Source organism: Streptomyces sp. NPDC039462, assembly GCF_055639375.1.
This window is the reverse complement of sequence record NZ_JBVKAO010000003.1, coordinates 680,123-705,652: the sequence shown is the minus strand read 5'-3', so window position 1 is coordinate 705,652 and position 25,530 is coordinate 680,123. Positions and strand designations below refer to the sequence as shown.

The following is a 25,530-nucleotide window of genomic DNA, read 5'->3' as shown; positions in this document are numbered from 1 at the left end:
GCGCTTTCGCCGTCACGGCGGGTCCGTCTCCGTGACCACGGCGAGGAGCTGGAAGGGCAGCTCCTTGTCCCACTGCGCGATGCCGAGGGCTATCCAGCGGCCGTCCACCTGCCACAGGTGCAGATCCGGCACGCAGGAGCTCAAGTGGGCCCACGGCTCCGGTATCTCCTCGGCCGCGTCGCCGTCCGCGTCGCCGAAGTCCACTGCCACGGTGCGCTCGAAGAGGCTCGCCAGGCTGAACTGCTGCGGCGGCCCCCAGCGGTCGGTGAGGAGCACGGTCAGCGCGTCGCGCTCTGCCTCGTACTGCTCCTCGGTGGCCTCGCGGCGGGTGCCGTCGTCCTCCCAGAAGGTGTCGCTCGTCAGTAACTCGGCGATATGGAACCCGGGTCCCCCGGAACCGCTCGGCGACCTGCCGTGCTCGGCGGGGAAGTCCCGGGAGCGCAGCAGGTCGAGCGTGGCGAGATGCTGTGCGGTACTCATGGCATCCAGACTCATGCCACCCAGTAAAGCGGGCGCCACTGACAATCAGTCACGCGTCGCGGCGCCGGACCGCCCACCAGCCGGCGAGGAGCGCGGCGGCCGCCCAGGCGGCGCACACCGCGAGCCCGGCCCACGGACCGAGGCCGCCCGCCGGGTTCTCGTGCAGCACCTGCTGGCCCGCCTTGTCGGGCAGGTAGCCCGCGGCGCCGCTCGCCACGTCGCCGACCACGAAGGAGACGATCAGGGTGAAGGGGATGAGGATGCTCAGGACGGCGACTCCGCTGCGCAGCACGGCCGTCAGACCGGCCGCGAGGAGTGCCATCAGCGCCAGGTAGACACCACCACCGACGCAGGCCCGCACCGCTCCCGGGTGGCCGAGCCCGATCGCGTGGTCCCCCATGAAGGCCTGGCCGGTCAGGAAGGCGCTGAAGGCGGTGGCGAGTCCGGCGAGCAGGGCGAGGCCGCCGACGACCGCCATCTTGGCGCCGTAGAAGAGTCCGCGACGCGGCACGGCGGCGAGCGAGATCCGCAGGGCGCCGCTCGTGTACTCGGCGGAGACGGCGGTGGCGCCGAAGCTGATGGCCGCGATCTGACCGAAGTTGAGGGCGTAGAAGGCGTCGAACAGCGGCTCGGCGTCCGCGTTGTCCGCCTCGGCCTGGCCGACCGACGCGAAGGCCAGGGCGGTGATGGCGACGGTCACCGCGAACACGGCGATCAGTGAGCCCCAGTTGGACCGCAGGGTCCTGATCTTGATCCACTCGGCGTGGGCCGCGGGCAGCGCGGCGGTGTTCGACATGGTCAGGCCTCCTGGCGGGACGTGGCGGTGTTGGTGGTCGCCTTGAACTGGGTCTCGTCGGCCGTCAGGGCGAGGTAGGCCTGCTCCAGGGAGGCCTGTTCGTCGGCGAGTTCGAGGACCGGGACCCCGGCGCTAGCAGCGATGGCGCCGATCTCCTCGGCCCTGGCCCCGTCGACGGTCCACCGGCCGTCCATGGCCTCTCCGAGGGCGTAGCCCTTCGCCGACAGGATGCCGCGGAGCCGGTCCGGGTCCGTCGTGCGCACGCGGACCCGCGCGTGGCTGTGGGCCTCGATGAACTCGGACATGGGGTGGTCCGCGAGGAGCCTGCCCCGGCCGAGGACCACGAGGTGGTCGGCGAAGGTCGCGGTCTCGTTCATGAGGTGGCTGGAGACGAGGACGGTGCGGCCCTCCCTGGCCAGGCGCCGCATCAACTCACGGATCCAGATGATGCCTTCGGGGTCGAGGCCGTTGGAGGGCTCGTCCAGCAGGACTACCTGGGGATCGCCCAGGAGCGCCGCCGCGATGCCGAGCCGCTGCCGCATGCCCAGCGAGAACGTCTTGATCCTCTTGTCCGCGACGGACCCGAGCCCCGCCTCGTCGAGCACCTCGTCGACGCGGCGCGCCGGGAGGCGGTTGCTCACCGCGAGGGCGAGGAGGTGGTTGCGGGCGGTGCGCGACCCGTGGGGTGCCTGGGCGTCGAGGAGCGCCCCGACGTGGCGCAGCGGGTCGGTGAGCTCGGTGTAGGGGCGGCCGCCCACCGTGGCCGTGCCCGAGGTGGGGCGGTCCAGGCCGAGGACGAGGCGCATGGTGGTGGACTTGCCGGCGCCGTTGGGGCCGAGGAAGCCGGTGACACGGCCGGGGCGGACGCTGAACGTGAGGGCGTCCACGGCGCGGGTCGTGCCGTACTCCTTGGTGAGGTCTTGGACGTCGATGCTGGTCATGGACTCAGCCTCGCGGCCGCGGCCCGTCGGGGTCTTCCCCCGCCCGGGGAGATCGTCTCCCCCGCACGGGGGAGCCGGGCGGCCCGCGTCACCTGGCACGATGGCGGAATGCCCGGCTTGCTGAGACCTCTGACGCGTGCGGTCACCTATACGCGGTGGCTGCACCTCCTCATCGGTTCGGGGGTCGCCTGGGTCTGCGGCGCGATCTACCCGGGGCTCTCCAGTCCCTCACGCACCACCTGGCTGCTCGTGGTGCTCGATCCCGTTCCCCTGCTGCTGATCGCGGCCATGGTGCCCGCCATGCGGCGTGCGGAGGGCTTGCAGGCCCGGATGATGCTGTTCCCCGGCCCGCACGCGACGGGGGGCGACGGGGAGGATCCGGGCATCTCGGTGGCTCCGTCGGCCTCGTGGCGCGACCGTGGCAGAACCGCGTTGTGGCTCGTGCTCCGGCTGGAGGCCGGCTGCGCCATGGTCCTGATGACGGGCCAGCTCATCGGGATGGTCTTCGCGTCGCTCGGCGCGAACGACGAGCCGTCGGACACCGACGGGCTGCTGCTGCCGGTCGTGCGCGGGTGGGCGGCGCTGCCGCTGGGCGTTCTCCTGGTCCTGGCCGAGTTCGCGATGATCGTCGCGTTGGGCCGCCTGATGGCCCGGGCCGCGCGCCGTCTCCTCGGCCCCTCCCCCGCCGAGCGCCTCGCCGTCCTGGAGGAGCGGACCGAGCAGCTCCTCGAACGCAACCGCATCGCGCGGGAACTGCACGACTCCATCGGTCACGCGCTGACCGTCGCCGTCGTCCAGGCGGGCGCCGCCAGGGCCGCGGGCGACCCGGAGTTCACCGACCGCGCCCTGGAGGCCGTGGAGGAGACGGGCCGGGCCGCGCTGGAGGACCTGGAGCGGGTGTTGCGCGTGCTGCGCGAAGACGGGCGGCCCGCGAGCGCCCGGCCGACGCTCGCCGACGCCGAGCGCCTGCTGGACTCCGCCCGCGCCTCGGGGGCGAAGGTCGACGTCGAGGTGACGGGCCCGGTGGAGCGGGTGCCGGGGCCGGTCTCCCGCGAGGGCTACCGCATGCTCCAGGAGGCGTTGACGAACGTCCTGCGTCACTCGGGTCCGGTGCCGGTGCGGCTGCGGATAGCCGTCGACGACGCCCGCCTGGTGATGAACGTACGCAACGCGCTCCCGCCGGAGTCGACGGCTGTCACCGGACGCGGCGGCAGCGGGCTCCGCGGCATCAGGGAGCGAGCCACACTGCTCGGCGGGCGTGCCACGACGGGACCGCACGACGATGAATGGCAGGTGCACGTCGAGCTGCCGCTGAAATGATCTACGCTGGCCGGATGCCGGTCACAGTGCTCCTCGTCGACGACGAACCTCTCGTGCGCGCGGGTCTGCGGGCCGTCCTGGAGGCACAGCCCGACATCCGGGTGGTCGGCGAGGCGGCGGACGGCGCCGCGGTCATCCCGCTCGTCCGTGAACTGCGCCCCGACGTGGTCGCCATGGACGTCCGCATGCCGCTGCTCGACGGCATCGAGGCCACGCGCGCGGTGCTGCGCACGGTGCAGGACCCGCCGAAGATCCTGGTGGTGACGACCTTCGAGAACGACGAGTACGTGTACGAGGCGCTGCGCGCGGGCGCCGACGGGTTCCTGCTGAAGCGGGCCAGGCCGGCGGAGATCGTGCACGCGGTGCGGCTGGTCGCGGAGGGCGAGTCGCTGCTGTTCCCGCAGGCCGTCCGGCAGCTGGCCGGCGAGTACGGCGGGGAGCGCGGCAATCCGCAGGCGCGGGCCACCCTGGAGAGGGCGGCGCTGACCGAGCGCGAGGCGGAGGTGCTGCGGCTGATGGCACGCGGCCTGTCGAACGCGGAGATAGCCGCCCGCCTTGTCGTCGGCACGGAGACGGTCAAGTCGCACGTCAGTGCCGTGCTCGCGAAGCTGGGCGCGCGGGACCGGACGCAGGCGGTCATCGCCGCGTACGAATCCGGTTTCGTCTCTCCGGGGTGACGGGATGACGGAGCCGCGCGGTCCGCGGGCGGGCCCGGCACTCGCCGTCGAACCGTCGTGCGAGTACGATCCGGCCATCATGCGCACGAGCTGGGAGGACGGACGTTGGGGCGGCTGACCGGCGGGGACCCCTCTCTGTTGCGGCGGATCAACTCCGCGGTGGTGCTGCACGCGCTGCGCGCCGCGGACTTGGCGACGCTCACGGAGATCACCCGCGTGACCGGGCTCTCCCGGCCCACCGTCGAGGGGGTCGTCGAGGGGCTCATAGAGGCCGGGCTCGTGGTGGAGTCCGCGGCCGAGGAGGTCGGTGCCCGGCGGCAGGGACGGCCCGCGCGGAAGTTCCGGTTCCGTGCGGAGGCGGGTCATCTGCTCGGTCTGGAGATCGGCCCGCACCGGGTGGCCGCCGTCCTCTCCGATCTGGACGGCAAGGTCCTCGGCACGGCGTCGAAGGCTGTCTCCGAGGAGGCCTCCGCGGACGACCGGCTGGAGCGGCTGCGGACCGCGGTCGCCGATCTGCTGCGCCGGGCGGGGATCGCCCGCAGTTCGCTGCGCGCCGTCGGGGTGGGCAGCCCCGGGATCCTGGACGCGGACGGCACGGTGCGGCTGAGCACGGCGCTGCCCGAGTGGACGGGGCTCCAGCTGGGCGAGCGGCTACGCCGGTCGTTCAAGTGCCCGGTCCTGGTGGAGAACGACGCCAACGCCGCGGCTGTGGCCGAGCACTGGAAGGGCGCGGCGACCGACACCGACGACGTGGTGTTCGTCCTGGCGGGGCTGAGTCCGGGTGCGGGGTCGTTGATCGGCGGGCGGCTCCACCGGGGGTACGGCGGTGCGGCGGGTGAGATCGGCGCGCTGCACCTGCTGGGCCGGGAGGTCACTCCGGAGACGCTGCTCTCCACCACGGGTGAGCCGCTGCATCCCCTGGACGAGCCGGCGGTCGCCGAGGTCTTCGCCCACGCGCGCGAGGGGGACGAGCGGGCCCAGGCGGCCGTGGAGCGCTTCATCCAGCGGCTCGTGCACGACGTGGCGGCGCTGGTCCTCGCCCTCGATCCCGAGCTGGTCGTGGTAGGCGGCTGGGCGGCGGGCCTGGACGGCGTCCTGGAGCCGCTGCACCGGGAGCTGGCGCGCTACTGCCTGCGGCCGCCGCGGGTCGCGCTGTCCCTGCTCGGTGAGGCGGCGGTGTCGACCGGCGCGCTGCGGCTGGCGCTCGACCACGTCGAGGAGCAGCTTTTCGCCGTCGAGGGGACCGTCACCGCGCGGCGGTGAGGAGCCCCTCCACGGCGGCGGCAGGCGGCGGCCGGCGGCGGCCGGCGGCCGGGCGTCAGGAAGCGTCGTGCTCCGACTCGTGGTGTATCTCCACGCCGCCGGTGTCTCCGAAGGTGAGCCTGCAGGTGTCGGCGCGGTACGTGGCCACGGACACCGCCGCCGTACGCCCTTCGGCGAAGAAGCGGGTCGTCACGACGAGCACCGGCGCTCCGGGAAGGCGGTCGAGCGCCTTGGCGTCGTCGGCGCGGGCGGAGCCGAGCTCGACGGCTCGGTCCTGGCCTTCGAGGGCGAGCCTGGCCAGGTCGCGCAGGACCACACGCGCGCGTGCCGCGCCGGACGGGGCGTCCATGCCGGCCAGTTCGGCGACCGACGACATGGGCACGTACAGCAGCTCGGCGGCCACCGGCTGGCCGTTCGAGACGCGGGTGCGGCGCACCACGTGCACCTGCTCGTCCGCGGAGAGCCCCAGCATGCGGGCCACCTCCGCGGGCGGGGCCGCCGGGGCGCAGTCGGCGGGCTGCCAGGCGTCGCCGACCGCGCCCGGCCAGGCGCCCTGCGCGGATCCGACGGCCACACCCATCCGCGGCGGGGCGACAGTCGTGCCCACTCCACGGCGGCGCTGCAGCCTGCCTTCCAGTTCCAGCTGTTCCAGTGCCTGCCGGAGCGTGGCGCGGGCGACACCGAACCGGGCCGCCAGATCGCGCTCGTTCGGCAGGATCTCCCCCACGGCGAATTCGGAGTCGAGCGCCTCACTGAGCACCGTCTTCAGGTGCCAGTACTTCGGCTCCGGCGCCGTTTCGAGCTGCGTGGTCCCCACCCTGTCCTCCGCAATCGCCGTCGACCGGCGGCGTTTTAGCGCCCTTGTTTATTAAAGGTTCCTGCACTATCTCTGCGACCATAGGCCTGCACCCACCCTTGGTCAAGACCAATCCTGGATCCGTTACAGGCTGCACAGGGGTGATGCCACAGAGCATTCATGCGGAGTTCGCACGGGGCCAAGCAGGCGTAATCGGCCACGCGCGCGTGAACGACCGGCGAAGGGCGCACGACAGAGCCCCCGCCCTTCCCGGACGGGGGCTCTGTACTGCGCGAATGCGCCTCTGAGGGCGATCCGGGGCCCGGATGCTACGGAACGAGCGCCGTGAGCTTGTCCGGATTACGGACGATGTAGACGTCCTGGATGCGACCGTCGACGACGTCCAACTGGAAGACGCTGTCGGGCTTGCCGTCGATGAGGACGAACAGGGACTCGGCGCCGTTGACCTCGATGAAGCGGAATTCCAGCTCGGCCGCGTCCCCGAGCACCTTGGCCGCGGTGTGGTGCAGGAACCTGCCCACCTTGTCGGCGGTCTCCAGGACGCGCAGCGGGGCCTTCGTCTTGCCGCCGCTGTCGCCGACAAGCCGGACGTCCGGCGCGAGGAGGGACATCAGTCCGTCCAGGTCGCCCTCGGTCGCCGCGGCGAGGAACCGTTCGGTCAGGTCGCGACGCTCGACGGGGTCCACCTTGTAGCGGGGGCGGCCCGCGTCGACGTGCTTGCGGGCCCGGCCGGCGAGCTGACGCACGGAGGCCTCACTGCGGTCGAGCGTGGCCGCGATCTCGGCGTACGGGAACCCGAACGCCTCGCGGAGCACGAACACGGCGCGCTCCAGCGGCGACAGGGACTCCAGGACCACGAGGACGGCAAGGGAGACGGACTCGGCGAGCACGGCCCGCTCCGCGGTGTCGGGGACCGTCGGCCCGAACTCGGTGACGCAGGGCTCGGGGAGCCACGGCCCCACGTACGCCTCGCGCCGGGACTGCAGGTGGCGCAGGCGGTCGATGGCGAGCCGGGTGGTGACGCGCACCAAGAAGGCGCGTGGTTCGCGCACTTGGTCGTGGTCGGACGCGGACCAGCGCAGCCACGCCTCCTGGACGACGTCCTCCGCGTCGACCACCCGGCCGAGCATGCGGTAGGCGACGCCCATCAGGACTGGTCGGTGCTCTTCGAAGACGTCGGTCATGCTGTCGGTAGCCACCCTCCCATCCCAGCTCACGGGAGCGCGCCTGTCCAGGCACCGCTTTCTCGAACCGGAGCCTCTCGCCTCTGGAACGAACCGGAGGCTCCTGCCTCTTGTAACCGGCGCCTACTGAGCGGTAATTGTTGCTGACAACGTGTCTAACGCACTCAGGGGCCGTCGCCCGGCGGCAGGGACAGGAGCAGTCATGGCCACAGAGGTCTCCTTCGGCGTCGCGTCGCCCGACGGCCCGCACACGGCGACGATCTCCTACGAACGCGCGGGCGCGGGTGAGCCGTTGCTGCTGCTCCACGGCATCGGTCACCATCGGCAGGCCTGGGACCCGGTGTTCGAGATCCTGGCCACCGAGTACGACGTGATCGCGGTGGACCTGCCGGGGTTCGGCCGGTCGCCCGTCCTGCCGGACGGGCTGGCGTACGGGCTCGCCACGATGGTCCCCGCGCTCGGTGCGATGTGCGAAGCGCTGGGGGTGGAGCGTCCGCATGTGGCGGGCAACTCCCTGGGCGGGCTGCTCGCCCTCGAAATGGCCCGCGAGAAGCTGGTCCGTTCCGTCACCGCCCTCTCCCCCGGCGGCTTCTGGTCGCCCGCCGAGCGCCGGTACGCGTTCGCCACGCTCCTCGCCATGCGGCGGGGCGCACGCCTGCTGCCGGTGCCCGCGATAGAGCGTCTTTCGCGCAGTGCGGCCGGGCGCACGGCGCTCACGAGCACCATCTACGCCCGCCCGTGGCGCCGTTCACCGGAGGCCGTCGTCGCCGAGACGCTCGCGTTGCGCGAGGCCGCGGGGTTCGCGGCGACGCTGAGGGCCGGGCGCGACGTCCTCCTCCAGAACGATGTGACGGGCCTGCCGATCACCATCGCCTGGGGCACGCGGGACCGGCTGCTCCTGCGCCGGCAAGGGGTCCGCGCCAAGCACGCCATTCCCGCCGCGCGGCTGGTCCGGCTCCCCGGCTGCGGACACGTCCCGATGAACGACGACCCGGCCCTCGTCGCCCGCGTCATCCTCGACACCTGCCGGCGCTGACCGGCGCCCGCCGACCACTCCGGAGCCCAGGGCCACCCCGGCGCCGACGAGCACGCTGCCGACGGCCTGGGACGCCCCGTACGCGCCGGTGCCGACCAGCGGGGCGGTGCAGGCCGCCGCGACGGGGATGAGACCGGAGAAGAGCGTGGCCCGCTCGGCGCCGATGCGCTGGACTCCGGAGTACCAGAGCACGAAACCGACGACGGTCACGACGACCGCCTGCCACAACAGGGCCGCGCCTTCGGTGCGGTCCGGCCACCGCACGAAGCCGCCGCCGTCGACGACGAGCCCCAGCACAGCCGATTCGACGGCGGCTACGGCACACACCGTGGCCGCAAGGAGCCGGGGCCCGAGGGGCCGCAGCACGGGGACGGCGAGCACCGCGAAACCGACCTCCCCCAGGAGCGCGCCCACCGAGAACAGGAGGCCCGTCGCGTCCGTGCGGCCCCAGCCCTGCACGGTGAACGCCCCGGCGGCGACGAGCAGCGCGCCGTGCAGGACCACCCGCTGGGGCGTTCGCCGTTCCAGGAGCGGCATCAGGAGGGCGACGACAACAGGGGCGCATCCTACGAAGACACCCGGTACGGCAGGTTCCGCCGACCGTTCCGCAGCGAGGATCGCCAGGTTGAAGCCGACCATCCCCACGGCCGCGAGCAGCGCGAGACGCCCCCACAGGGGACGCGGCAGCCGGCGCAGCGCGGCGGTGCCGCCCTTGCCGAGCCAGGGCAGCAGGAGGAGAAAGGCCAGGCCGTACCGCAGGAACTGGCCGCCCGCGTACGGGTAGTCGCCCAGCAGGCTGTTGGCGGTGAAGGAGCCGCCGACGAGGAGGCAGGCGAGGGCCGCGAGGAGCGCCCCGCGTGAGGAGTTCGCGTTCATGCCCCGACGCTAGGAAGCGGGGCGGTCCCCTTTAAGGTCCACTTCTGCGGCCGCTTAGGGGACCACTTTCGCGGCCGCCCCCGTGGACCGTCTTCCCCCGTGGGCCACCTTCGTAGACAGCTCTTCAGGAGAGGTGCATCGCGCTGACGCCAAAGACCCCCGAGACAGCACACAGTGCCGACGACGACCGCGCAGGGTGGAGCGCCGCCTGGGAGCTACTGCTGCCCGCCGCGTCCGCCCCCGCGCGCAGCCGTGGCCGTAGCCTGGCGGCGGCCCTTCGGGAGGCCGTCAGGTCGGGGCGGCTCACGGCGGGGACCCGGCTGCCCTCCAGCCGCGAGCTCGCCGCCGACCTCGGCGTCTCCCGTGGCCTGATCACGGAGACGTACGAGCAGCTGACGGCGGAGGGCTATCTGCGCAGCGGGCGCGGGGCGGGGACGTGGGTGGGCGACGCGGCGCGGGCCGCCGTGCCCGCGGTCCGTGACCTCGCGCCCCGGGACGGCCACGCGCGCGTGGACTTCCTGCCCGGTGTCCCGGATTTGTCCCTCTTCCCCCGCTCCGCGTGGTCCGCCGCCCACCGCCAGGTGCTCGCCGAACTGCCGCACCACATGCTGGGCTACCCGGATCCACGCGGCCTGCCAAGGCTGCGCAGGGTCCTCGCGGACCTCCTGGTCCGGCGCCGTGGTGCGGTCGCGGATCCGGAGCGCGTCATCGTCTGCTCCGGAGTGGCCCAGGCCATGACGCTGCTGGCGCTGGCGCTCCGCGCGCGGGGGCACACGGCGATCGGCGTCGAGGACCCCGGCAGCCCCGAGCACGCCACGCTGCTCGCCGCGGCGGGCATCACGCCGGTGGGCATACCGGTGGACGACGAGGGCGCGGACCCCGCGGCGCTGCGGGAGCGGGGCGTACGCGCGGTCGTCACCACGCCCGCCCACCAGTTCCCCTCGGGCATCGGCTACTCGGCCGGGCGCCGCGCCGAACTCCTGGAGTGGGCACGGTCCGTCGACGGGCTGATCGTCGAGGACGACTACGACGGGGACTTCCGTTACGACCGCGCCCCGGTGGGCGCCCTCCAGGGGCTCGACCCCGAGCACGTCGCGTACACCGGGTCGGTCAGCAAATCGCTCGCTCCGGGGCTGCGGCTCGGCTGGCTGCTGGTGCCGGACGGGCTCGCCGCCGAGGTCGTCGAGCGCAAGCGGGTGATGGACCTGGGCAACCCGGCCCTCGACCAGGAGCTGCTCGCCCGGTTCGTCGAACGGGGCGACTACGACCGGCAGTTGCGTCGCTGCCAGCGCGCCTACCGGGAGCGCAGGGACACCTTGGTGGCCGCCTTGGCCGAGCACTTCCCCGGCGTGCGGGTCACCGGCATCTCCGCCGGTCTGCACGTCATCGCCCGGCTGCCGGGCCGCTGGGGGCCGCAGGGCGCCTTCCTGGCGCGGGCGGCGGCGGCCGGTGTCGCGGTCCGGCCCCTGAGCGACTACACCATGCCGACCGCCCCCGCCGACGGAGTCCTCGAAGGCCCCACCGGCAACAAAGCCCCAGAAGGCACCGCCGTCGAAGGCGTTGACCTGGTCCTCGGCTACGCGCACCTTTCACCTGCCCGGATCGCCGACGGCGTGCGCCTGCTGGCGGAAGCGGTACAGAAGGCCGAGGGAGCTCAGGAGTTGGACCACGCGCGCGTGCAGAGCACCAAGCGGTAGCCGTCCGGGTCCTCGACGGTGACGCCCCACTCGTTCCAGTAGGGGTTGGGGGACAGGACCCGCTTTCCGCCCTGCTCCTCAAGGCTCGCCACCAGCTCGTCGGGCACCTCCCCGTCGACGTACACGACAAGCAGGTCCTCCTCGGTGGGGCTCGGCCGGACGGGCGCGGCCGCCTCGTGGACGAGTTCGAGATGCCAGGACGCGTCGGGCCACCCCACCATGAGCAGGTCGTGCTCGCCGGGGGCGCCGCCGCCCTCCGCCCGGTACACCACACTCAGCCCCAGGCCGTCCACCCAGAAGCGCTCCGCGGCCGCCAGGTCGCGGGACGGACGGGCGATGCGGATGTGGCTCTGACCGTTGACCGGCACGGGACTCCCCCTTCGCTGCGGCACGCCCGGTGACGTGCTCCGATGCCGAGCGTAGGCAGTCGTGGATCTTGCGGCCATCGGTCGTACGTCCCCGGCCGTCCGTCCCCGCCGCGTACGACCGCAGCCCTAGGCCGACGCCCGCCTCGCCCCGGTTCGGGCCGACTCCGCGCGGCGGTTCCCCTCCGCCCGTGGGGAGTTGTTCACTTGTGCTTCGCGTGGACGCTGTGGCGCGGTACCGGCCGGGCTCCCGCACACTGGTCGCACCCGTCAACTGGAGGCGCATTCATGTCGCAACGTCAGCCGAGCCCGTCCCCCCGCCGCCGCAGCGTGCTGCGCGGTTCGCTCGCCGTACCGGCGGCGCTCGCCGTGCCCGCACTGGCCGGGGCGGCTCCCTCGCTCGCGCTCTCGGCACGCCCGAAGGCCGCGTGGGGCGTGCAGGCCGGAGACGTGAGCGCGCACTCGGGGCTCGTGTGGGTCCGCTCCGACCGTCCGGCGCGGATGATCGTGGAGACGTCGGCCACCGAGTCGTTCCGCAACCCCCGCCGGTGGCACGGACCGCTGCTCGGCCCGGACACGGACTTCACGGGGACGACGCCGCTGCGCGGCCTGCCCGCGGGCGAGCAGATCCACTACCGGGTGCTGCTCACCGACCCCGACGACCCGCGGCGCGCGGGCAAGCCCGTCCAGGGAACGTTCCGCACGGCGCCCAGGAGCCGCAAGGAGGACGTGCGCTTCCTCTGGTCGGGCGACATTGCGGGGCAGGGCTGGGGCATCAACCCCGACCGGGGCGGCTTCCGCGTCTTCGAGGAGATGCGCAGGCGGAACCCCGACTTCTTCCTGTGCAGCGGCGACAACATCTACGCCGACAACCCCATCCCGCCGAGCGTCACGCTGCCCGACGGCACCGTGTGGCGGAACATCACGACGGAGGAGAAGTCCAAGGTCGCCGAGTCCCTGGCGGAGTTCCGCGGCGCCTTCCGCTACAACCTGCTCGACGAGAACGTCAGACGGTTCAACGCCCAGGTGCCGTCCATCATCCAGTGGGACGACCACGAGGTGCGCAACAACTGGTACCCGGGGCAGATCCTGGACGACCCCCGGTACACGGAGAAGAACGTGGACGTCCTCGCGGGCCGCTCCCGGCGGGCCTTCAGCGAGTACTTCCCCCTGTCGACCCTGCCGCCGGGCGACGAGGACGGCCGGGTGTACCGGGTGCAGCGGCACGGCCCGCTCCTGGACGTGTTCGTGCTCGACATGCGCACCTACCGCAACGCCAACTCCCCCAACAGACAGCCCGACGACGCCACCGGAATCCTCGGCGCCCGCCAGTTGGCCTGGCTCAAGCGTGAGCTGTCCCGCTCCCGGGCCGTGTGGAAGGTGATCGCCTCCGACATGCCGCTGGGCATCGTCGTGCCCGACGGCAGGACGAACTTCGAGGCCGTGGCGCAGGGCGACCCCGGCGCGCCGCTGGGCCGCGAGCTGCAGATCGCCGATCTGCTGCGGCACATCAAGCACCGCGGGATCACGGGAACCCTGTGGCTGACCGCCGACGTGCACTACACCTCCGCGCAGCACTACGACCCGTCGCGTGCGGCGTTCAAGGACTTCGCGCCGTTCTGGGAGTTCGTGTCCGGGCCGCTCGCCGCGGGCGGTTTCCCCGCGACGAAGCTCGACGCGACGTTCGGTCCCGAGCAGAAGTTCCTCAAGGCTCCGAGCCGGGCCAACACCTCGCCGGCCGAGACCCCGCAGTACTTCGGCGAGGTCGACATCGACGGCGGCAGCGGTGAGTTGACGGTGCGGCTGCGGCAGGAGGGCGGCGGCGTGCTGTTCAGCCAGGTTCTGCAGCCGGGTCGGGTGGGGCAGTAGCCCGCGTGCCGGACTGATCCCGGCCGAATCGCCGCCAAAAGGGGCAGATGGCCTCTTTACCCATCAGTCACAGAGCGTTCGTGATCACGAAACACCGGTCCAGCACAGTGAACGTATGAGAGCTGACATGTCTGACGTGACACGGACCAAGCACGGCCGCCCCGTCCATCACTGGCGGCGCGACGTGGTCGAGCTGGCGGCCCTGTTCACCGCCGTCGCGGTGGCCGACGCCGTGGCGAACATGGTGGGGCACGGCCCCGACGGGCCCGCCCTGCTGCTCGTGTCGGCCGTGGTGCTGCTCGCCACGGCCGGCTTCCACATCTGGTGGGCGCGACGGCACAACCACGCGCCGCCGCCGGCGCACGATACCGTCGCCCGGCCGCCCGCGGACGCGGAGCAGGCCGGGCACACCACGACCGCCATCTCGGGCCCACCCGCGGAGCCGGCCCAGCCGGGCGACACCACCCTGTGGCGCATGCGTACGACCGTGCGGGACGAGCCGGGCTCGCTGGCCTCGCTGTGCGTGGCCCTCGCCGGCCGCCGCATCGACATCCTCAGCCTGCAGGCCCACCCGCTGGCCGAGGGCACCGTCGACGAGTTCCTGCTGCGTGCCCCCGCCGAGCTGTCCGGCGCCGACATCACGCGGTCGATCGCCGGGGCGGGCGGCGCGGGCACCTGGATCGAGCGCGCCGACGCCCACGACCTGGTGGACGCGCCCACCCGGATCCTCGGTCTCGCCACCCGCACCGCGCTCGACGCGGCCGAACTGCCCCTGGCGCTGCGGCATCTCCTGGGCCGCTGCACCATCCGCTCGCTGCCCGCCGCGTCGCGGCCGAAGCCCCGCCAGGACGAGGTCACGCCGTCGGACGGGACCCCGGTCGACGGCGTGCTCGAAGGGACCGTACTGCGTCTGAAGGGCCCCGACGGCGAGGTCATCACCGTCGAGCGGCCCTATCTCCCGTTCACGCCCACGGAGTTCGCCCGCGCCCGGGCCCTCGTGGAGCTCGACACGCGGCTCGGCCCGCGCATCCCCCGGAGCCAGGACGTCCTGACCCTCCCGGAGGGCAACTCCATCACCGTCCAGCGGGCCGACACCACGGACATCGAGGCCGCCAAGGCCATGCACGAGCGCTGCTCACGGCGCACCCTCGACATGCGCTACCACGGCCCGGTGCACGACGCCGACCGCTATCTGAACCACCTCCTCAGCCCCCGCTTCGGCCGCACGCTCGCGGTGCGGACCGCGTCCGGGCGGATCGTCGGCATCGGCCACCTCCTCTGGGACGGCGATGAGACCGAGGTGGCGCTGCTCGTCGAGGACGACTGGCAGCGCCGGGGCATCGGCAGCCAGCTGCTCGGCCGCCTGGTGACGATGGCGGTCGAGGCGGGCTGCGAGAGCGTGTACGCGGTGACGCGAGCCTCCAACACCGGCATGGTGGCGGCGATGCGGGGGCTCGGCCTGCCGCTCGACTACCAGATCGAGGAGGGCACCCTCGTGATCACGGCCCGTCTCGACGCCACGCAGGTCGGCTCGCGGCTGCCGTACGACCACGCGCAGCGCCCCTGAGGCTCTCGGAGTCCGTGTCGGTGGCCACCGGCCCGGGGATGGTGACCGGGACGGGGCCGAGCGCCCGGTCCAGGTCGCGCCACAGGTCCTCGACGTCCTCCAGGCCGCACGACATCCGCAGCAGCCGGTCGCTCACGCCGGCCGAGCGCCGGTCCGCGGCGTCCACCACGCGGTGGCTGATGGACGCGGGGTGCTGGATGAGCGAGTCGACGCTGCCGAGGCTGACCGCCGGGGTGATCAGCCGTACTCCGGCGATCACCCCGTGCGGGTCGCCGCGCACCTCGAAGGCGACCATGGCGCCGCCGAGACGCGGATAGTGGACGCGGTCCACGCGCGGGTCGGCGGCGAGGCGGCGCGCCAGTTCCGCCGCGTTCGCCGAAGCGGCCCGCACCCGGACCGGGAGGGTCGCCAGGCCGCGCAACAGCAGGTAACCGGCGAGGGGGTGCAGCACCCCGCCCGTGGCGAACCGCACCTGGCGCAGCCCGCGCGCGAGCTCCTCGTCGCACGCGACCACTCCCCCGAGGACGTCGCCGTGCCCGCCCAGGTACTTCGTGGCGCTGTGCAGCACGAGCCGGGCGCCGCTCTCGGCGGGCCGCTGGAGCACCGGTGTGGCGAAGGTGTTGTCAGCGAGCAGCGGCACCGTGCCGCACGCGCGGGCGACCTCGGCCAGGTCGAGTTCGGCGAGGGTGGGGTTGGCGGGCGACTCGACCATCACCAGGCCGGTGTCGGGCCGGATGGCGTCGGCGATGCCCTCCGGGTCCACCCAGGTCACCTCCGTGCCGACCAGGCCCGCGGTGAGCAGGTGGTCGCTGCACCCGTACAGGGGCCGGACGGCCACGACGTGGCGCAGCCGCGCGGATCCCCGTACCAGAAGCACCGCGGTCAGGGCCGCCATGCCGCTCGCGAACGCGACCGCGCTCTCGGTGCCTTCGAGCCGGGCGAGGGCGGTCTCGAAGCGGGCGACGGTGGGGTTGCCGAGCCGCGCATAGACCGGCGGTCCGTCGTCGACGACACCCTCGGCGGCGAAGGCGTCGATGCGGGCGGCCTCCGCCCGGCTGTCGCGGGAGGGGTAGGTCGTGGAGAGGTCGATCGGCGGGGCGTGCAGACCCATGTCGGCCAGGTCGTCCCGCCCCGCGTGCACGGCCTCGGTGGCCAGGGCACGTGGTGGTGACGTCGGGTCGGCGGAGCGCTTGTTCAGTGCTGTCCCGGTGTTCGCTTCCATGCGGCACAGGCTGAACAGCGACCGGGGCTTCCGGCCCATGTCCCGTGCTACGTTCGGCCGATGGCCGATTCCGTCGCACTGGACCCGGTGGACCTCCACATCCTGCGTCTGCTGCAGAACGACGCCCGGACCACCTACCGTGACCTCGCCGCGCAGGTCGGCGTCGCGCCGTCCACCTGTCTCGACCGGGTGACGCGGCTGCGGCGGTCGGGGGTGATTCTCGGACATCAGCTGCGCCTCGACCCCGCGAAGCTCGGCCGCGGGGTCGAGGCGCTGCTCTCCGTGCAGGTGCGGCCGCACCGCCGGGATCTCGTGGGCCCCTTCGTGGAGCGCGTGCGGGCGCTGCCCGAGTCCCTGTCGCTGTTCCACCTCACGGGGCCCGAGGACTTCCTGGTGCACGTGGCGGTGGCCGGGCCTGCGGATCTGCAGCGGCTCGTCCTCGACGAGTTCACCGCGCGGCGCGAAGTCGCGCGCGTGGAGACCCGGTTGATCTTCCAGCAGTGGTCGTGCGGTCCGCTCCTGCCGCCCGACGTCCCGCAGGATCCACCGGGCGAATCATGGTGACGCGCACCCGTCCCCCGTACGAGGATGTCCGCATGTCAGCCACGAAGAACCCGCATCCGAACACCGGACCCCTGCCCCGCGCCGTCGCCGACGCGTACGTCGACGAGCTCATCGCCCTCGACCCCATCACGGGCACCTACCTCGGCGTGAAGGAGAGCAACAGCAAGCTCCCCGACACCTCCCCCGAGGGCCAGGAGGCGCTGGCGCGGCTGGCACGCACGACCCTGGCACGGCTGGCCGAGGCCGAGGCGCGGCCCGGCGCGGACAGCGACGTCGAGCGCCGCTGCGGCCGGCTGCTGCGGGAGCGGCTGACCGCGCAGTTGGCCGTGCACGAGGCCGAGGAAGGGCTGCGCGCCGTCGGCAACCTGCACACGATGCCGCACCAGGTTCGGGAGATCTTCACCGTGTCCCCCATGGACACGGAGGAGGACTGGGCGGCGATCGCCGAGCGGCTGCGTGCCGTACCGGCCGCTCTGGAGGGTTATCGCGCGTCGCTCGAACTCGGCCTGGAACGCAAGCTGTACGGGGCGCCGCGCCCCACCGACACCTTCATCGGGCAGCTCACCGAGTGGGCGGGTAAGGCCGGTGGCGGCACGAGCGGGCGCGGCTGGTTCGAGGACTTCGCGTCCGCGGGTCCCGACAAGCTGCGCGCCGACCTGGACGCCGCGGCGCTGGGCGCCACCGAGTCCGTGGTGGCGCTGCGCGACTGGATGCGGGACGTCTACGCACCCGCGATCCAGGGCTCCCCCGACATCGTGGGCCGCGAGCGCTACGCCCGACTGTCCCGCGAGTGCAACGGCACCGATCTGGACCTCGACGAGGCATACGCGTACGGCTGGTCGGAGTTCCACCGGCTGCTCGCCGAGATGAGGACCGAGGCCGAGAAAATCCTGCCCGGCGCGGCCACTCCGTGGGTGGCGCTCGCCCACCTGGACGAGCACGGGGCGCACATCGAAGGCGTGGAGGAGGTGCGGGTCTGGCTGCAGGAGCTGATGGACGAGGCCATCGACGCCCTGGACGGCACGCACTTCGAACTGGCCGAGCGGGTGCGGAAGGTGGAGTCCCACATCGCCCCGCCCGGCGGCGCCGCCGCGCCCTACTACACGGGCCCGTCCGAGGACTTCTCACGCCCCGGCCGCACCTGGCTGCCCACGATGGGCGAGACCCGCTTCCCGGTCTACGACCTCGTGTCCACCTGGTACCACGAGGGCGTGCCCGGCCACCACCTCCAGCTCGCCCAGTGGGCGCACGTCGCGGAGAACCTCTCCCGCTACCAGGCGACCGTCGGCATCGTCAGCGCCAACGCCGAGGGCTGGGCGCTGTACGCGGAGCGGCTCATGGACGAGCTGGGCTTCCTCACCGACCCGGAGCGCAGGCTCGGCTATCTGGACGCCCAGATGATGCGGGCGCTACGGGTCATCGTCGACATCGGCATGCACCTGGAGCTGGAGATTCCGGCGGATTCGCCGTTCCGTCCCGGTGAGCGCTGGACACCCGACCTCGCCCAGGAGTTCTACGACGCGCACTGCAGCCGCCCCACGGATTACGTGACGAGCGAGATGACCCGCTACCTCACCATCCCGGGCCAGGCCATCGGCTACAAGCTGGGGGAGCGCGCCTGGCTGCTCGGCCGGGAGAACGCGCGGCGTCGGCACGGCGACGCGTTCGACGCCAAGGCATGGCACATGGCCGCGCTGTCGCAGGGCTCGCTGGGCCTCGACGACCTGGTGGCCGAATTGTCCGAGCTGTGAGCACCGGGTTCCTCTTCCCGTCCGATCCGCTCCGCGCCGCGCGGCCCGACCCCGAGTTCGCACCGGAGGTCACGGCCGCGCGCGCGACCGGCGCCGAGGTCGCCCTCGTCGACCACGACGCGCTGCTGGCCGGTGACGCGGCCGGCGCCGTCGGACGGGTGCCGCGCGGGTCGGGGCCGTACTGGTACCGGGGGTGGATGGTGCCGGTCGCGCGCTACGGAGAGCTGGAGCGGGCTCTCGCGGCGCGCGGCTGCGTCCTGCTCACAGGGTCCGGCGCGTACGGCCGCGCCCACGAACTGCCCGGCTGGTACGCCACGTTCGAGCGGGCCTCGCTCACGCCGCGCAGCGTCTGGTGCGCGGCGGCTCCGGGTGAGCCACCCTCGGCCGAGCGGCTCACGGAACTCGTGGCGCCGCTCGGCCCCGGCCCGGGGGTCGTCAAGGACTACGTGAAGTCCCGCAAGCACGAGTGGGACGAGGCGTGCTTCGTACCCGAACTGGCGGACACCGCGCAGCTGTCCGCGGTGGTCGGCCGGTTCTTCGCGCTCCAGGAGGAGACTCTCGCGGGCGGGTTGGTGGTACGCGCCTATGAGCCCTTCGTCGCGGGAGGTGAGGCCCGCGTGTGGTGGCTGGACGGAGAAGCGCTGCTCGTGACCGCACATCCGGACACCCCGGACCGGGCCCCGGCTCCCGAACTCGGCGCCGTGCGCGGGGCGGTGGCGGCGCTCGGCTGCCGGTTCGTGACGACGGACCTCGCGCTGCACACGGACGGGCGGTGGCGGGTCGTGGAGGTGGGCGACGGGCAGGTCAGCGGGTTGCCGCGGGGAGCCGGCGACGCCGCCACGGCCACCACCACGCTGTACGCCGGCCTGGCAGGCGTCCCAGCGGGACGGGCCGACGACGTCAGTGCCGACAGCCGCCCTCCGAGTCGATGACCTGCCCGGTGATCCACTCGGCCTCGTCCGTGGCGAGCCACGCGATGAGCCGGGCCGGGTCGTCCGGCATCCCCCACCGCCCTGCCGGGAAGCATGCGGCGACCGCGTCGTACGCCTCGCCGGTGAGGTAACCCGTGTCCACAGGGCCGGGGTTGACGGAGTTCACGGTGATGGCGAGGTCGGCGAGCGCGGTGGAGAGCGTGCGGGTCGCGGACGCCAGCGCGCCCTTCTGCAGGCTGTACGCGATCTCGTCCGGCATGCCGCCCGCGATGTCCTGCCCCGACGTCATCATCACGACACGCCCGCCGGGGGTACGGTCAGGCAACCGCGCACGCAGCCGGGCGTACGCCTGGACGAGGAGGATCACGGAGCGGGTGTCGACCGCCCAGTGCGCGTCGAGCATCGCCGCGTCGATCGCGTCGAGCGTTCCGTCGCTGCCGCTCAGCGCGTGGTTGGCGACGAGGATGTCGATCCGGCCGCCGAGCGCCTCGGCGGCCGTGGCGACCAGGCGCGCCGGGGCGTCGGTCTCCGTCAGGTCGCCCGGTCCCGCGTGGACCGGTGCGTCCGGGTCGCCGAGTGCTTCGCGCACCCCGGCGACGACGGCCTCCGGGCTGTCGGCGCCCCAGGGCATCGCCGCGTCGTGCGGGACGTGGTGGTGCAGATAGACCCCTGCGCCGTACGCGGCAAGCCGCCGGGCGACGGCGTATCCGATGCCGCCGCGTCGGCTGGCCCCGGTGACGAGCGCGGTGCGTCCGCGCAACGGCAGCGGGTCACGGCGGAGTTCTGCGGGTGAGGGCTGCGGCAGGTGAGGCATGACAGACCATGCTGGACTCCCGGGCCCGCACGCGCACCCGGATTTTTCGCGCCTCCCGCGCGCATTGGGCGCGTGGGCGGTCGGACGTGGCTGGTCAGCAGCCGCAGTCGTCGGCGTCGACCGGCGCGGTGAGCGCGTCGGGAACGTGCCGCTCGCGGCCTTCCCACGTCTCATACTCGAAGCCCTCGCGCACCCAGTACTCGAAGCCGCCCAGCATCTCCTTGACGTGGAAGCCGAGTTGGGCGAGGGAGAGGGCCGCGCGGGTCGCGCCGTTGCAGCCGGGCCCCCAGCAGTAGGTGACGACCGGCACCGACTTGTCGAGGAGCACCTCCGCCTGCTCGGGGATGAGAGCGGTCGGGAGGTGGATGGCGCCGGGGACGTGCCCCTGGTCCCAGGAGGCGGTGGAGCGGGTGTCGATCACCACGAAGCCCGGGTCACCGCCGGCGGCGAGGGTGGAGGCCACGTCGGAGACGTCGGCGTGGAAGGCGAGGCTGGCGCCGAAGTACGCGGCGGCTGCCGCCGGTGAGGCGGGAGGCACGCTCAGGACCCGGTTAGCACCCGGGTTCCCGGCTTCCGTGGCGTTCGTGTTGCTCATGATGTCCGTCTTGTTCATGGCAAAAAATCTACGGGCGGCGACCGGAAGGCTGAAGCGCTGAATCCCGGCGTTCCGCCGGTGACACCGTCGAATCCCCAGCACATGGCGCGTATCGCACGGCTTTCCCGTATCGGCCGCGCAGGCGAGGCCAACAGGGTTGTCGCGAAAGGGCGTTGTCAGGGGCGCGCCCCTTCCACCGGAATGGTCCGGACCAGGAATCGGTTTGATCATGCAGTGGGTCGCAAGGCCACCCACAGCACCAGGGCGCCGCCGAGCAGTCCGAACGGCGGCGCCACACAGGAAGCCCCGCCCGCCTCTTGCGCCACGCACAACTCCTCTGCCAGATTCACCCCTGCCGCACATGGCATGCACGCGACAGAAGAACCCGCCTTCCGAGCGTGCCCTTGGGCTGCATACGTATGCGGCCTAGTCCTCATCCAGGACGCTTCACCCCCACACGATGGAGACGAACATGCGTATATCCAGACTCGTCCCCGCACTCGCGGCCACCGCCCTCGCCGTTCTGGGGCTCGCCCCCACGGCAGCGGCCCAGACCGCGGCCCGCGCGGACGCCCCCGCCGTGACGGCCCGCAGCAACGGACCCCAGCCGATCATCGGCGGCGGATACGCCAGCAACGCGCCCTGGGCCGCCAGGCTCTTCTCCAACGGCCGGCAGACCTGCAGCGCCACGATCATCGCCCCGACCTGGATCCTCACCGCGAAGCACTGCGTCAGCGGCGGCGGCCTCTCCTTCCGCATCGGCAGCCTCGACCAGACGTCCGGCGGCACCACGGCCAATGGCATCAGCATCAGGAACCACCCGTCCTCGGACCTGTCCCTGGTCCAGCTGGACCGCTCCGTCGCGGGCACCTACGCACGCCTCGGCAGCCCGGGCTCCGTGTCGGTGGGCCAGACCGTGCAGGTGTACGGCTGGGGAGCGACCTCCCAGTGCGGCTCGGAGATCAACTGCCAGTCCCGGCTCCTGAAGGTCGCCAACGTCGTGGTGACCGGCGCCTGCCGTGACGCCTACCAGGGCCAGGCCATCTGTGCCCGGCGCGGCGACGGCATCACCGCGGGCGGCGACTCGGGCGGCCCGATGATGGCCAACGGCGTACAGGTCGGCGTGGCCTCCACCAGTGACCGCCAGACCACGACCGCGTACACGAACGTGACGGCGTACCGCTCCTGGATCCAAAGCATCGCGGGCGTCTGACACCCACACTGCAACACACGCTGAAACCCGCACTGCCACCTGCACTCGGGTGCAAACAATCCCCGGCCGCCTCTTGAACGGCCGGGGATTTCCCTGTTACCTCTCGGGGATGACCGGATATTCCACGGACGCCACCGACTGGCGCATACTCGACGTCCTCCAGCGGGAGGGCCGCGCCAGCTACGCCGAGTTGGCGCGCGCCGTCTCGATGTCCGCGAGCGCCGTGACCGAACGCGTGCGGCGCCTGGAGGAGGCGGGGGTGATCCAGGGGTACGCGGCGGTGGTCGACCCGGACCGCCTCGGCCTGCCGATCCTCGCGTTCGTGCGGCTCCGCTACCCGAACGGAAACTACAAGCCGTTCCACGACCTGGTCGAGGTGACCCCGGAGATCCTGGAGGCGCACCACGTCACGGGCGACGACTGCTTCGTCATCAAGGTCGCCGCCCGGTCGATGCAGCACCTGGAAGAGGTGTCGGGCAGGATCGGCTCACTCGGCTCGGTGACGACGAGCGTCGTCTACTCCTCCCCTCTGCCCCGTAGACCACTGGGCCGCTGACGACTACTGGGCGGCTGCCCCCCCCGGAGGAGAGAGTGGTAACGTCACTCTCTTCTCCGGCCCGGCCGGACGGAGTCCAGTCAGGCACCCCATGACCGACCCGCATCAGCGCCTCCAGAACGCCCTCGACGCCCTGGACATCGCCTTCGCCCCGCTCGCCGACCTGCCGTTCCCCGTGAGCGGCTGCACCTACTGCTACGCCGAGTCCGATCTCGAAGCCGTCGCCGGGCCGGTGGACCTGGTGCCGGAGGATCTGATCCCGTACGTCGCCCACGAGGCGACGAACCACTGGGACGACTTCCCCGGCCTGTACCGCAGACTGACACCGCGCATCGTGCGTGCGCTCACCGAGGGCCGACTCCTCCCCAACATGGTGGCCTCCCGCTTCCTCGCCGCGGGCTGGCGGGACTGGCCGGCGCCCGAGCGAGCGGCGCTGGAGGAGGTCTGGCACGCCTGGTGGCGCTCGGCCCTGCACAGCCACCCCGGCACCACGAGCATCCGCGACGTACTGGAAGTGCTCGCGGTCACCACAGGCACCCTGACCCCCTGGCTGACCGAGTGGGCGGCGACCCGCACCGAGGCGTCCGACCGGCACCTCGCGGACGCACTCGACACCTGGCTCATCGAGGACGACATCGCCGACCTGCAGCTCGGCTTCTACGACGAGGTGTACGCCGCACCTGAACTGCTCCGCTGGCTCTGCTCGCTGGAGAGGGGGCGTGTCAACGCCGCCCAGCTCAAGGAGATAGAGCGCATCGTGTGCGGCTGAGGGGACGCCTCACATCGAGCCCCGTTCGCCGGGCGCGGCGGCGGTGCGGCCGACCTCAACGCCTCCGGTCCCTCACGACCTTCCACCGGACTGCCAGTTGTGGACCTCGATGTCGGCGTACCGGTCCGGGGTCAGGACGTTCCGTGCCGCGTCCGGGTCCGGCGCCCTGACCAAAGCCGCCGTACCCAGCCAGTCGGCTCCGCTGTCGGACAGCAACGGCCCGTAGGCGATCAGCTCGTCCTGGTCGGGCGGCACGGCGACATCGGCCGCCTGGCCCGCCCCGAGGCCGAGCACCAGATACTGGTTGCCGCCGGTCCGGCCGCCGGGAAAGTCCCACATGGTGCGCCCCAGCACGTTGCGCCACCGTCGCAGCAGCACGTCCCGGTAGACGCCCGCCTGGTGGTTCGGCTCGTCGAAGGCGAACGCACGGGCAGCGGCGGGATCGGGCAGGTCGACGATGTGCAGACTGCCGGTGGGCGTCTCACCGTCGTCGGCGAAGGTCGGCCCCCGGGCGATCATCTCCTTCGCGTACCCGTCCATATAGGACCAGTGCTCTTCCAACAGCTCGTCACGCAGTGGCAGGGAGCCGGACCGGTCACGGTGGTAGCAGAGAAACTCCATGCCAAAGGATCTCTTCGCGGGGCTGCCAGGTCCAGGGGTTTCCTGCGAAGGTCGTTCTCCTCCACGCTCAGATCCCGCCCCGCTGGTGACGAGGGTGGGAAGGGCTGACGAAGCGGCGGTTCTCGACCTCCCATCAGCCTGCGGCCCAGCTCGTCGGCCGCCAACCGCTTCGACCTCACCGGCACCGAGGGCGGCGCGGTCATGGCCGGTGTCGGCGGAGGCCTCACCGGCAAGGGCGCCCACCTGGCGGTGGTCGATGACCCGATCAAGGACGCGGCCGAGGCCTCCTCACCCTGGACGGTACGGTCATTGCACCCGATACGGTCGACCGTCATTGCAAACTGAGTTTGTGGCCGTGGGTTGCGTCTTCAGAACACACGAAGACGTTCAAGGAACCGCCTCGGCCCACGGTCACATGCGTAGGGATGTTCGCGCCCGCTACAGCAATGAGATCACGGTCTTCCAGAGGGATCCAGCTGCGCGCACCTCCATCCCACTCGTGACTGGCGATGGTCAACAAGAGTCGCGTGGGTGCGCCGCAAGAACAGACTTCTTCGAATGGTCCGGTCACTCCCCATGAGGCATAGCCTCCGACCTTCCATCCTGGCGCAATGGAGAGGTCATGATGGTAGGTGAGGAACTCCTCCTCGCCGGATTCCTCAGCTTCTTCTTCGAGTTCTTCTTCCCATTGTTCAATTCGATATTGCAGGTTCTCGCCGAGGAGTTCTTGATATTCGTGCTCCAGCACCTGCTCGGGGTCCACCGTGCAGGGCTCGGGCACGTACCCCTCGCTGCCGACGACTTCGGGGGTCGGAGACGTTTCGAGGACCTCACCGCACTCGGCCGAGTTCCGCCACCGCAGGTGGACGCCCGGGGCTCGTGGGGTGCCGTGCGCGTCGAATGGGCACCACAGCACCTGGAGGAGGTCACAGCCGTCGGGGGGCATGAGGCCCGGGACGTCCTTGGCGAACAGCTGGGCCAGCGGGAGGAGGGGAATCGGGTCGGTCTCACCGAGGCCCGGGACGCGATGCTCCTGCTCCAGCACCGACAGTGCGGCCAGGTCCTCCGTAGAGGGCCCCGTCTCGGGATGACGCCGCCATGCCTCCCGCAGGATGTGACGCTCCTGATGTACGTCTTCGACGCGTCGCCCTCTGTCTCGCGCATGAGGCTCCTGACAGGTCGGCCAGGGCTCGTGTGCAGGCCACAGGAAAGGACCACCGACTGAACTGTCGGTCGGTTTCGGCGTTCCGGGGCGCGGGTGGAGCCGCGTACACATTCGTCGGTGGCTGGACAGTTCGGGGAACTGTGCCTCGACGTCCACCGGTCGCGGCGGGGTGGTGCGCGTCATGATGGTCCTTGGCGTCGCAACGGTTGCCTCATGGCTCCGGGGCGGGGATGGTACCTGTTCGCACTCCGCCGGATTGAGCCCACCCATGCACGAACCGACACGGGCCACCATGACCGCAACCTGCCGCGCACCGGATGCCCTGTAGCGGGGCGGCCGGCTCCATCGGGCCCCGCCCCGGAGGTCCGAATAGCGAGTAGTCGCCTTGGGGTGCAGAGTCGCGTCGAGAAAGCCAAGGGCCAGGGCAGTTGCGGAAAAGC

At 72.2% G+C, this 25,530-nt stretch carries 24 protein-coding genes and 1 pseudogene; 13 read left to right on the top strand and 12 right to left on the bottom strand.

Going from position 1 to position 25,530, the window contains the following annotated elements; translation table 11 throughout:
• Positions 1-12: 12 nt before the first annotated feature.
• From ACZ7LU_RS20340 to ACZ7LU_RS20330, 3 genes are read right to left on the bottom strand one after another with little or no spacing between them, the layout of a single operon-like run.
• A complete protein-coding gene (locus ACZ7LU_RS20340) occupies positions 13-480 on the bottom strand; it encodes a hypothetical protein (protein WP_471114665.1) in 468 nt (155 codons plus the stop codon).
• 49 nt (positions 481-529) lie between these two features.
• Positions 530-1,276, bottom strand: coding sequence for an ABC transporter permease (locus tag ACZ7LU_RS20335; RefSeq protein WP_471917497.1), 747 nt, complete (start codon positions 1,274-1,276; stop codon positions 530-532).
• Positions 1,277-1,278: 2 nt separating this feature from the next.
• Positions 1,279-2,217 carry an ABC transporter ATP-binding protein gene (locus tag ACZ7LU_RS20330; protein WP_471917496.1) on the bottom strand — a complete coding sequence of 313 codons (939 nt, stop codon included), beginning with the start codon at positions 2,215-2,217 and terminating at the stop codon, positions 1,279-1,281.
• Between the two features lie 108 nt (positions 2,218-2,325).
• Between ACZ7LU_RS20330 and ACZ7LU_RS20325 the strand changes: the two genes are divergently transcribed.
• From ACZ7LU_RS20325 to ACZ7LU_RS20315, 3 genes are all read left to right on the top strand, one after another.
• A complete protein-coding gene (locus tag ACZ7LU_RS20325; RefSeq protein WP_471145927.1) occupies positions 2,326-3,537 on the top strand; it encodes a sensor histidine kinase in 1,212 nt (403 codons plus the stop codon).
• Between the two features lie 14 nt (positions 3,538-3,551).
• Positions 3,552-4,214: a response regulator transcription factor gene (locus tag ACZ7LU_RS20320; protein WP_398306763.1), complete on the top strand. Its 663-nt coding sequence runs from the start codon at positions 3,552-3,554 to the stop codon at positions 4,212-4,214.
• 105 nt (positions 4,215-4,319) lie between these two features.
• The gene (locus tag ACZ7LU_RS20315) at positions 4,320-5,477 is read left to right on the top strand and encodes an ROK family transcriptional regulator (protein ID WP_398306765.1); all 1,158 of its coding nucleotides are present in this window, start codon (positions 4,320-4,322) and stop codon (positions 5,475-5,477) included.
• A gap of 55 nt (positions 5,478-5,532) precedes the next feature.
• On the opposite strand, the gene ACZ7LU_RS20310 is transcribed toward ACZ7LU_RS20315, so the two are convergent.
• Together ACZ7LU_RS20310 and ACZ7LU_RS20305 are read right to left on the bottom strand one after the other, a co-directional pair.
• A complete protein-coding gene (locus tag ACZ7LU_RS20310; RefSeq protein WP_471917495.1) occupies positions 5,533-6,294 on the bottom strand; it encodes a GntR family transcriptional regulator in 762 nt (253 codons plus the stop codon).
• Between the two features lie 308 nt (positions 6,295-6,602).
• The gene (locus ACZ7LU_RS20305; protein ID WP_471917494.1) at positions 6,603-7,493 is read right to left on the bottom strand and encodes an RNA polymerase sigma-70 factor; all 891 of its coding nucleotides are present in this window, start codon (positions 7,491-7,493) and stop codon (positions 6,603-6,605) included.
• A gap of 187 nt (positions 7,494-7,680) precedes the next feature.
• Here ACZ7LU_RS20305 and ACZ7LU_RS20300 point away from each other — a divergent pair, with 187 nt between their 5' ends.
• Complete coding sequence (locus ACZ7LU_RS20300) at positions 7,681-8,514, top strand: alpha/beta fold hydrolase (protein WP_468088918.1); 834 nt, start codon at positions 7,681-7,683, stop codon at positions 8,512-8,514.
• Between the two features lie 87 nt (positions 8,515-8,601).
• On the opposite strand, the pseudogene ACZ7LU_RS20295 reads toward ACZ7LU_RS20300, so the two are convergent.
• A pseudogene (locus ACZ7LU_RS20295) lies at positions 8,602-9,390 on the bottom strand (EamA family transporter); the annotation flags it as partial.
• A 143-nt stretch (positions 9,391-9,533) separates the two neighbouring features.
• Between ACZ7LU_RS20295 and pdxR the strand changes: the two are divergent.
• Positions 9,534-11,087 (top strand): MocR-like pyridoxine biosynthesis transcription factor PdxR, encoded by a 1,554-nt coding sequence (gene pdxR / locus ACZ7LU_RS20290; RefSeq protein WP_471917770.1) that lies wholly within the window; start codon positions 9,534-9,536, stop codon positions 11,085-11,087.
• Here pdxR and ACZ7LU_RS20285 read toward each other — a convergent pair.
• Positions 11,045-11,455: a VOC family protein gene (locus ACZ7LU_RS20285; RefSeq protein ID WP_468558473.1), complete on the bottom strand. Its 411-nt coding sequence runs from the start codon at positions 11,453-11,455 to the stop codon at positions 11,045-11,047. The two genes, pdxR and ACZ7LU_RS20285, sit on opposite strands and share 43 nt — an antisense overlap.
• A gap of 285 nt (positions 11,456-11,740) precedes the next feature.
• Here ACZ7LU_RS20285 and ACZ7LU_RS20280 point away from each other — a divergent pair, with 285 nt between their 5' ends.
• Together ACZ7LU_RS20280 and ACZ7LU_RS20275 are read left to right on the top strand one after the other, a co-directional pair.
• Positions 11,741-13,321, top strand: coding sequence for an alkaline phosphatase D family protein (locus ACZ7LU_RS20280; RefSeq protein WP_471917493.1), 1,581 nt, complete (start codon positions 11,741-11,743; stop codon positions 13,319-13,321).
• Between the two features lie 127 nt (positions 13,322-13,448).
• Positions 13,449-14,888: a GNAT family N-acetyltransferase gene (locus ACZ7LU_RS20275; protein ID WP_471917492.1), complete on the top strand. Its 1,440-nt coding sequence runs from the start codon at positions 13,449-13,451 to the stop codon at positions 14,886-14,888.
• Here the strand turns inward: ACZ7LU_RS20275 and ACZ7LU_RS20270 are convergent.
• Positions 14,821-16,110: a trans-sulfuration enzyme family protein gene (locus ACZ7LU_RS20270; protein ID WP_471917491.1), complete on the bottom strand. Its 1,290-nt coding sequence runs from the start codon at positions 16,108-16,110 to the stop codon at positions 14,821-14,823. The genes ACZ7LU_RS20275 and ACZ7LU_RS20270 overlap by 68 nt on opposite strands.
• 60 nt (positions 16,111-16,170) lie before the next feature.
• Between ACZ7LU_RS20270 and ACZ7LU_RS20265 the strand changes: the two genes are divergently transcribed.
• The 3 genes from ACZ7LU_RS20265 to ACZ7LU_RS20255 are packed head-to-tail and all read left to right on the top strand — an operon-like array spanning position 16,171 to position 19,357.
• Positions 16,171-16,674 (top strand): Lrp/AsnC family transcriptional regulator, encoded by a 504-nt coding sequence (locus ACZ7LU_RS20265; RefSeq protein ID WP_398306781.1) that lies wholly within the window; start codon positions 16,171-16,173, stop codon positions 16,672-16,674.
• Between the two features lie 32 nt (positions 16,675-16,706).
• Complete coding sequence (locus tag ACZ7LU_RS20260) at positions 16,707-18,425, top strand: DUF885 domain-containing protein (RefSeq protein ID WP_470980114.1); 1,719 nt, start codon at positions 16,707-16,709, stop codon at positions 18,423-18,425.
• On the top strand, positions 18,422-19,357 hold the full coding sequence (locus tag ACZ7LU_RS20255; protein ID WP_471917490.1) for an ATP-grasp domain-containing protein: 936 nt from the start codon (positions 18,422-18,424) through the stop codon (positions 19,355-19,357). The genes ACZ7LU_RS20260 and ACZ7LU_RS20255 overlap by 4 nt, the downstream gene beginning before the upstream one ends.
• Here ACZ7LU_RS20255 and ACZ7LU_RS20250 read toward each other — a convergent pair.
• Both ACZ7LU_RS20250 and ACZ7LU_RS20245 read right to left on the bottom strand, forming a co-directional pair.
• Positions 19,326-20,171, bottom strand: a complete 846-nt coding sequence (locus ACZ7LU_RS20250; protein WP_471917489.1) for an SDR family oxidoreductase — start codon at positions 20,169-20,171, stop codon at positions 19,326-19,328. The genes ACZ7LU_RS20255 and ACZ7LU_RS20250 overlap by 32 nt on opposite strands.
• A 94-nt stretch (positions 20,172-20,265) precedes the next feature.
• Positions 20,266-20,784, bottom strand: coding sequence for a rhodanese-like domain-containing protein (locus ACZ7LU_RS20245; protein WP_468314574.1), 519 nt, complete (start codon positions 20,782-20,784; stop codon positions 20,266-20,268).
• A 454-nt stretch (positions 20,785-21,238) separates the two neighbouring features.
• On the opposite strand from ACZ7LU_RS20245, the gene ACZ7LU_RS20240 reads away from it, so the two are divergent.
• From ACZ7LU_RS20240 to ACZ7LU_RS20230, 3 genes are all read left to right on the top strand, one after another.
• Complete coding sequence (locus ACZ7LU_RS20240; protein WP_471917488.1) at positions 21,239-21,979, top strand: S1 family peptidase; 741 nt, start codon at positions 21,239-21,241, stop codon at positions 21,977-21,979.
• Positions 21,980-22,088: 109 nt separating this feature from the next.
• Positions 22,089-22,535, top strand: a complete 447-nt coding sequence (locus tag ACZ7LU_RS20235) for an Lrp/AsnC family transcriptional regulator (RefSeq protein ID WP_398306793.1) — start codon at positions 22,089-22,091, stop codon at positions 22,533-22,535.
• A 91-nt stretch (positions 22,536-22,626) separates the two neighbouring features.
• Positions 22,627-23,304 (top strand): hypothetical protein, encoded by a 678-nt coding sequence (locus ACZ7LU_RS20230; protein WP_471917487.1) that lies wholly within the window; start codon positions 22,627-22,629, stop codon positions 23,302-23,304.
• A gap of 72 nt (positions 23,305-23,376) precedes the next feature.
• Here ACZ7LU_RS20230 and ACZ7LU_RS20225 read toward each other — a convergent pair whose 3' ends face one another.
• Together ACZ7LU_RS20225 and ACZ7LU_RS20220 are read right to left on the bottom strand one after the other, a co-directional pair.
• A complete protein-coding gene (locus ACZ7LU_RS20225) occupies positions 23,377-23,925 on the bottom strand; it encodes a YciI family protein (protein ID WP_471917486.1) in 549 nt (182 codons plus the stop codon).
• 331 nt (positions 23,926-24,256) lie between these two features.
• Positions 24,257-25,273, bottom strand: coding sequence for a hypothetical protein (locus tag ACZ7LU_RS20220; RefSeq protein ID WP_471917485.1), 1,017 nt, complete (start codon positions 25,271-25,273; stop codon positions 24,257-24,259).
• Positions 25,274-25,530 lie beyond the last annotated feature (257 nt).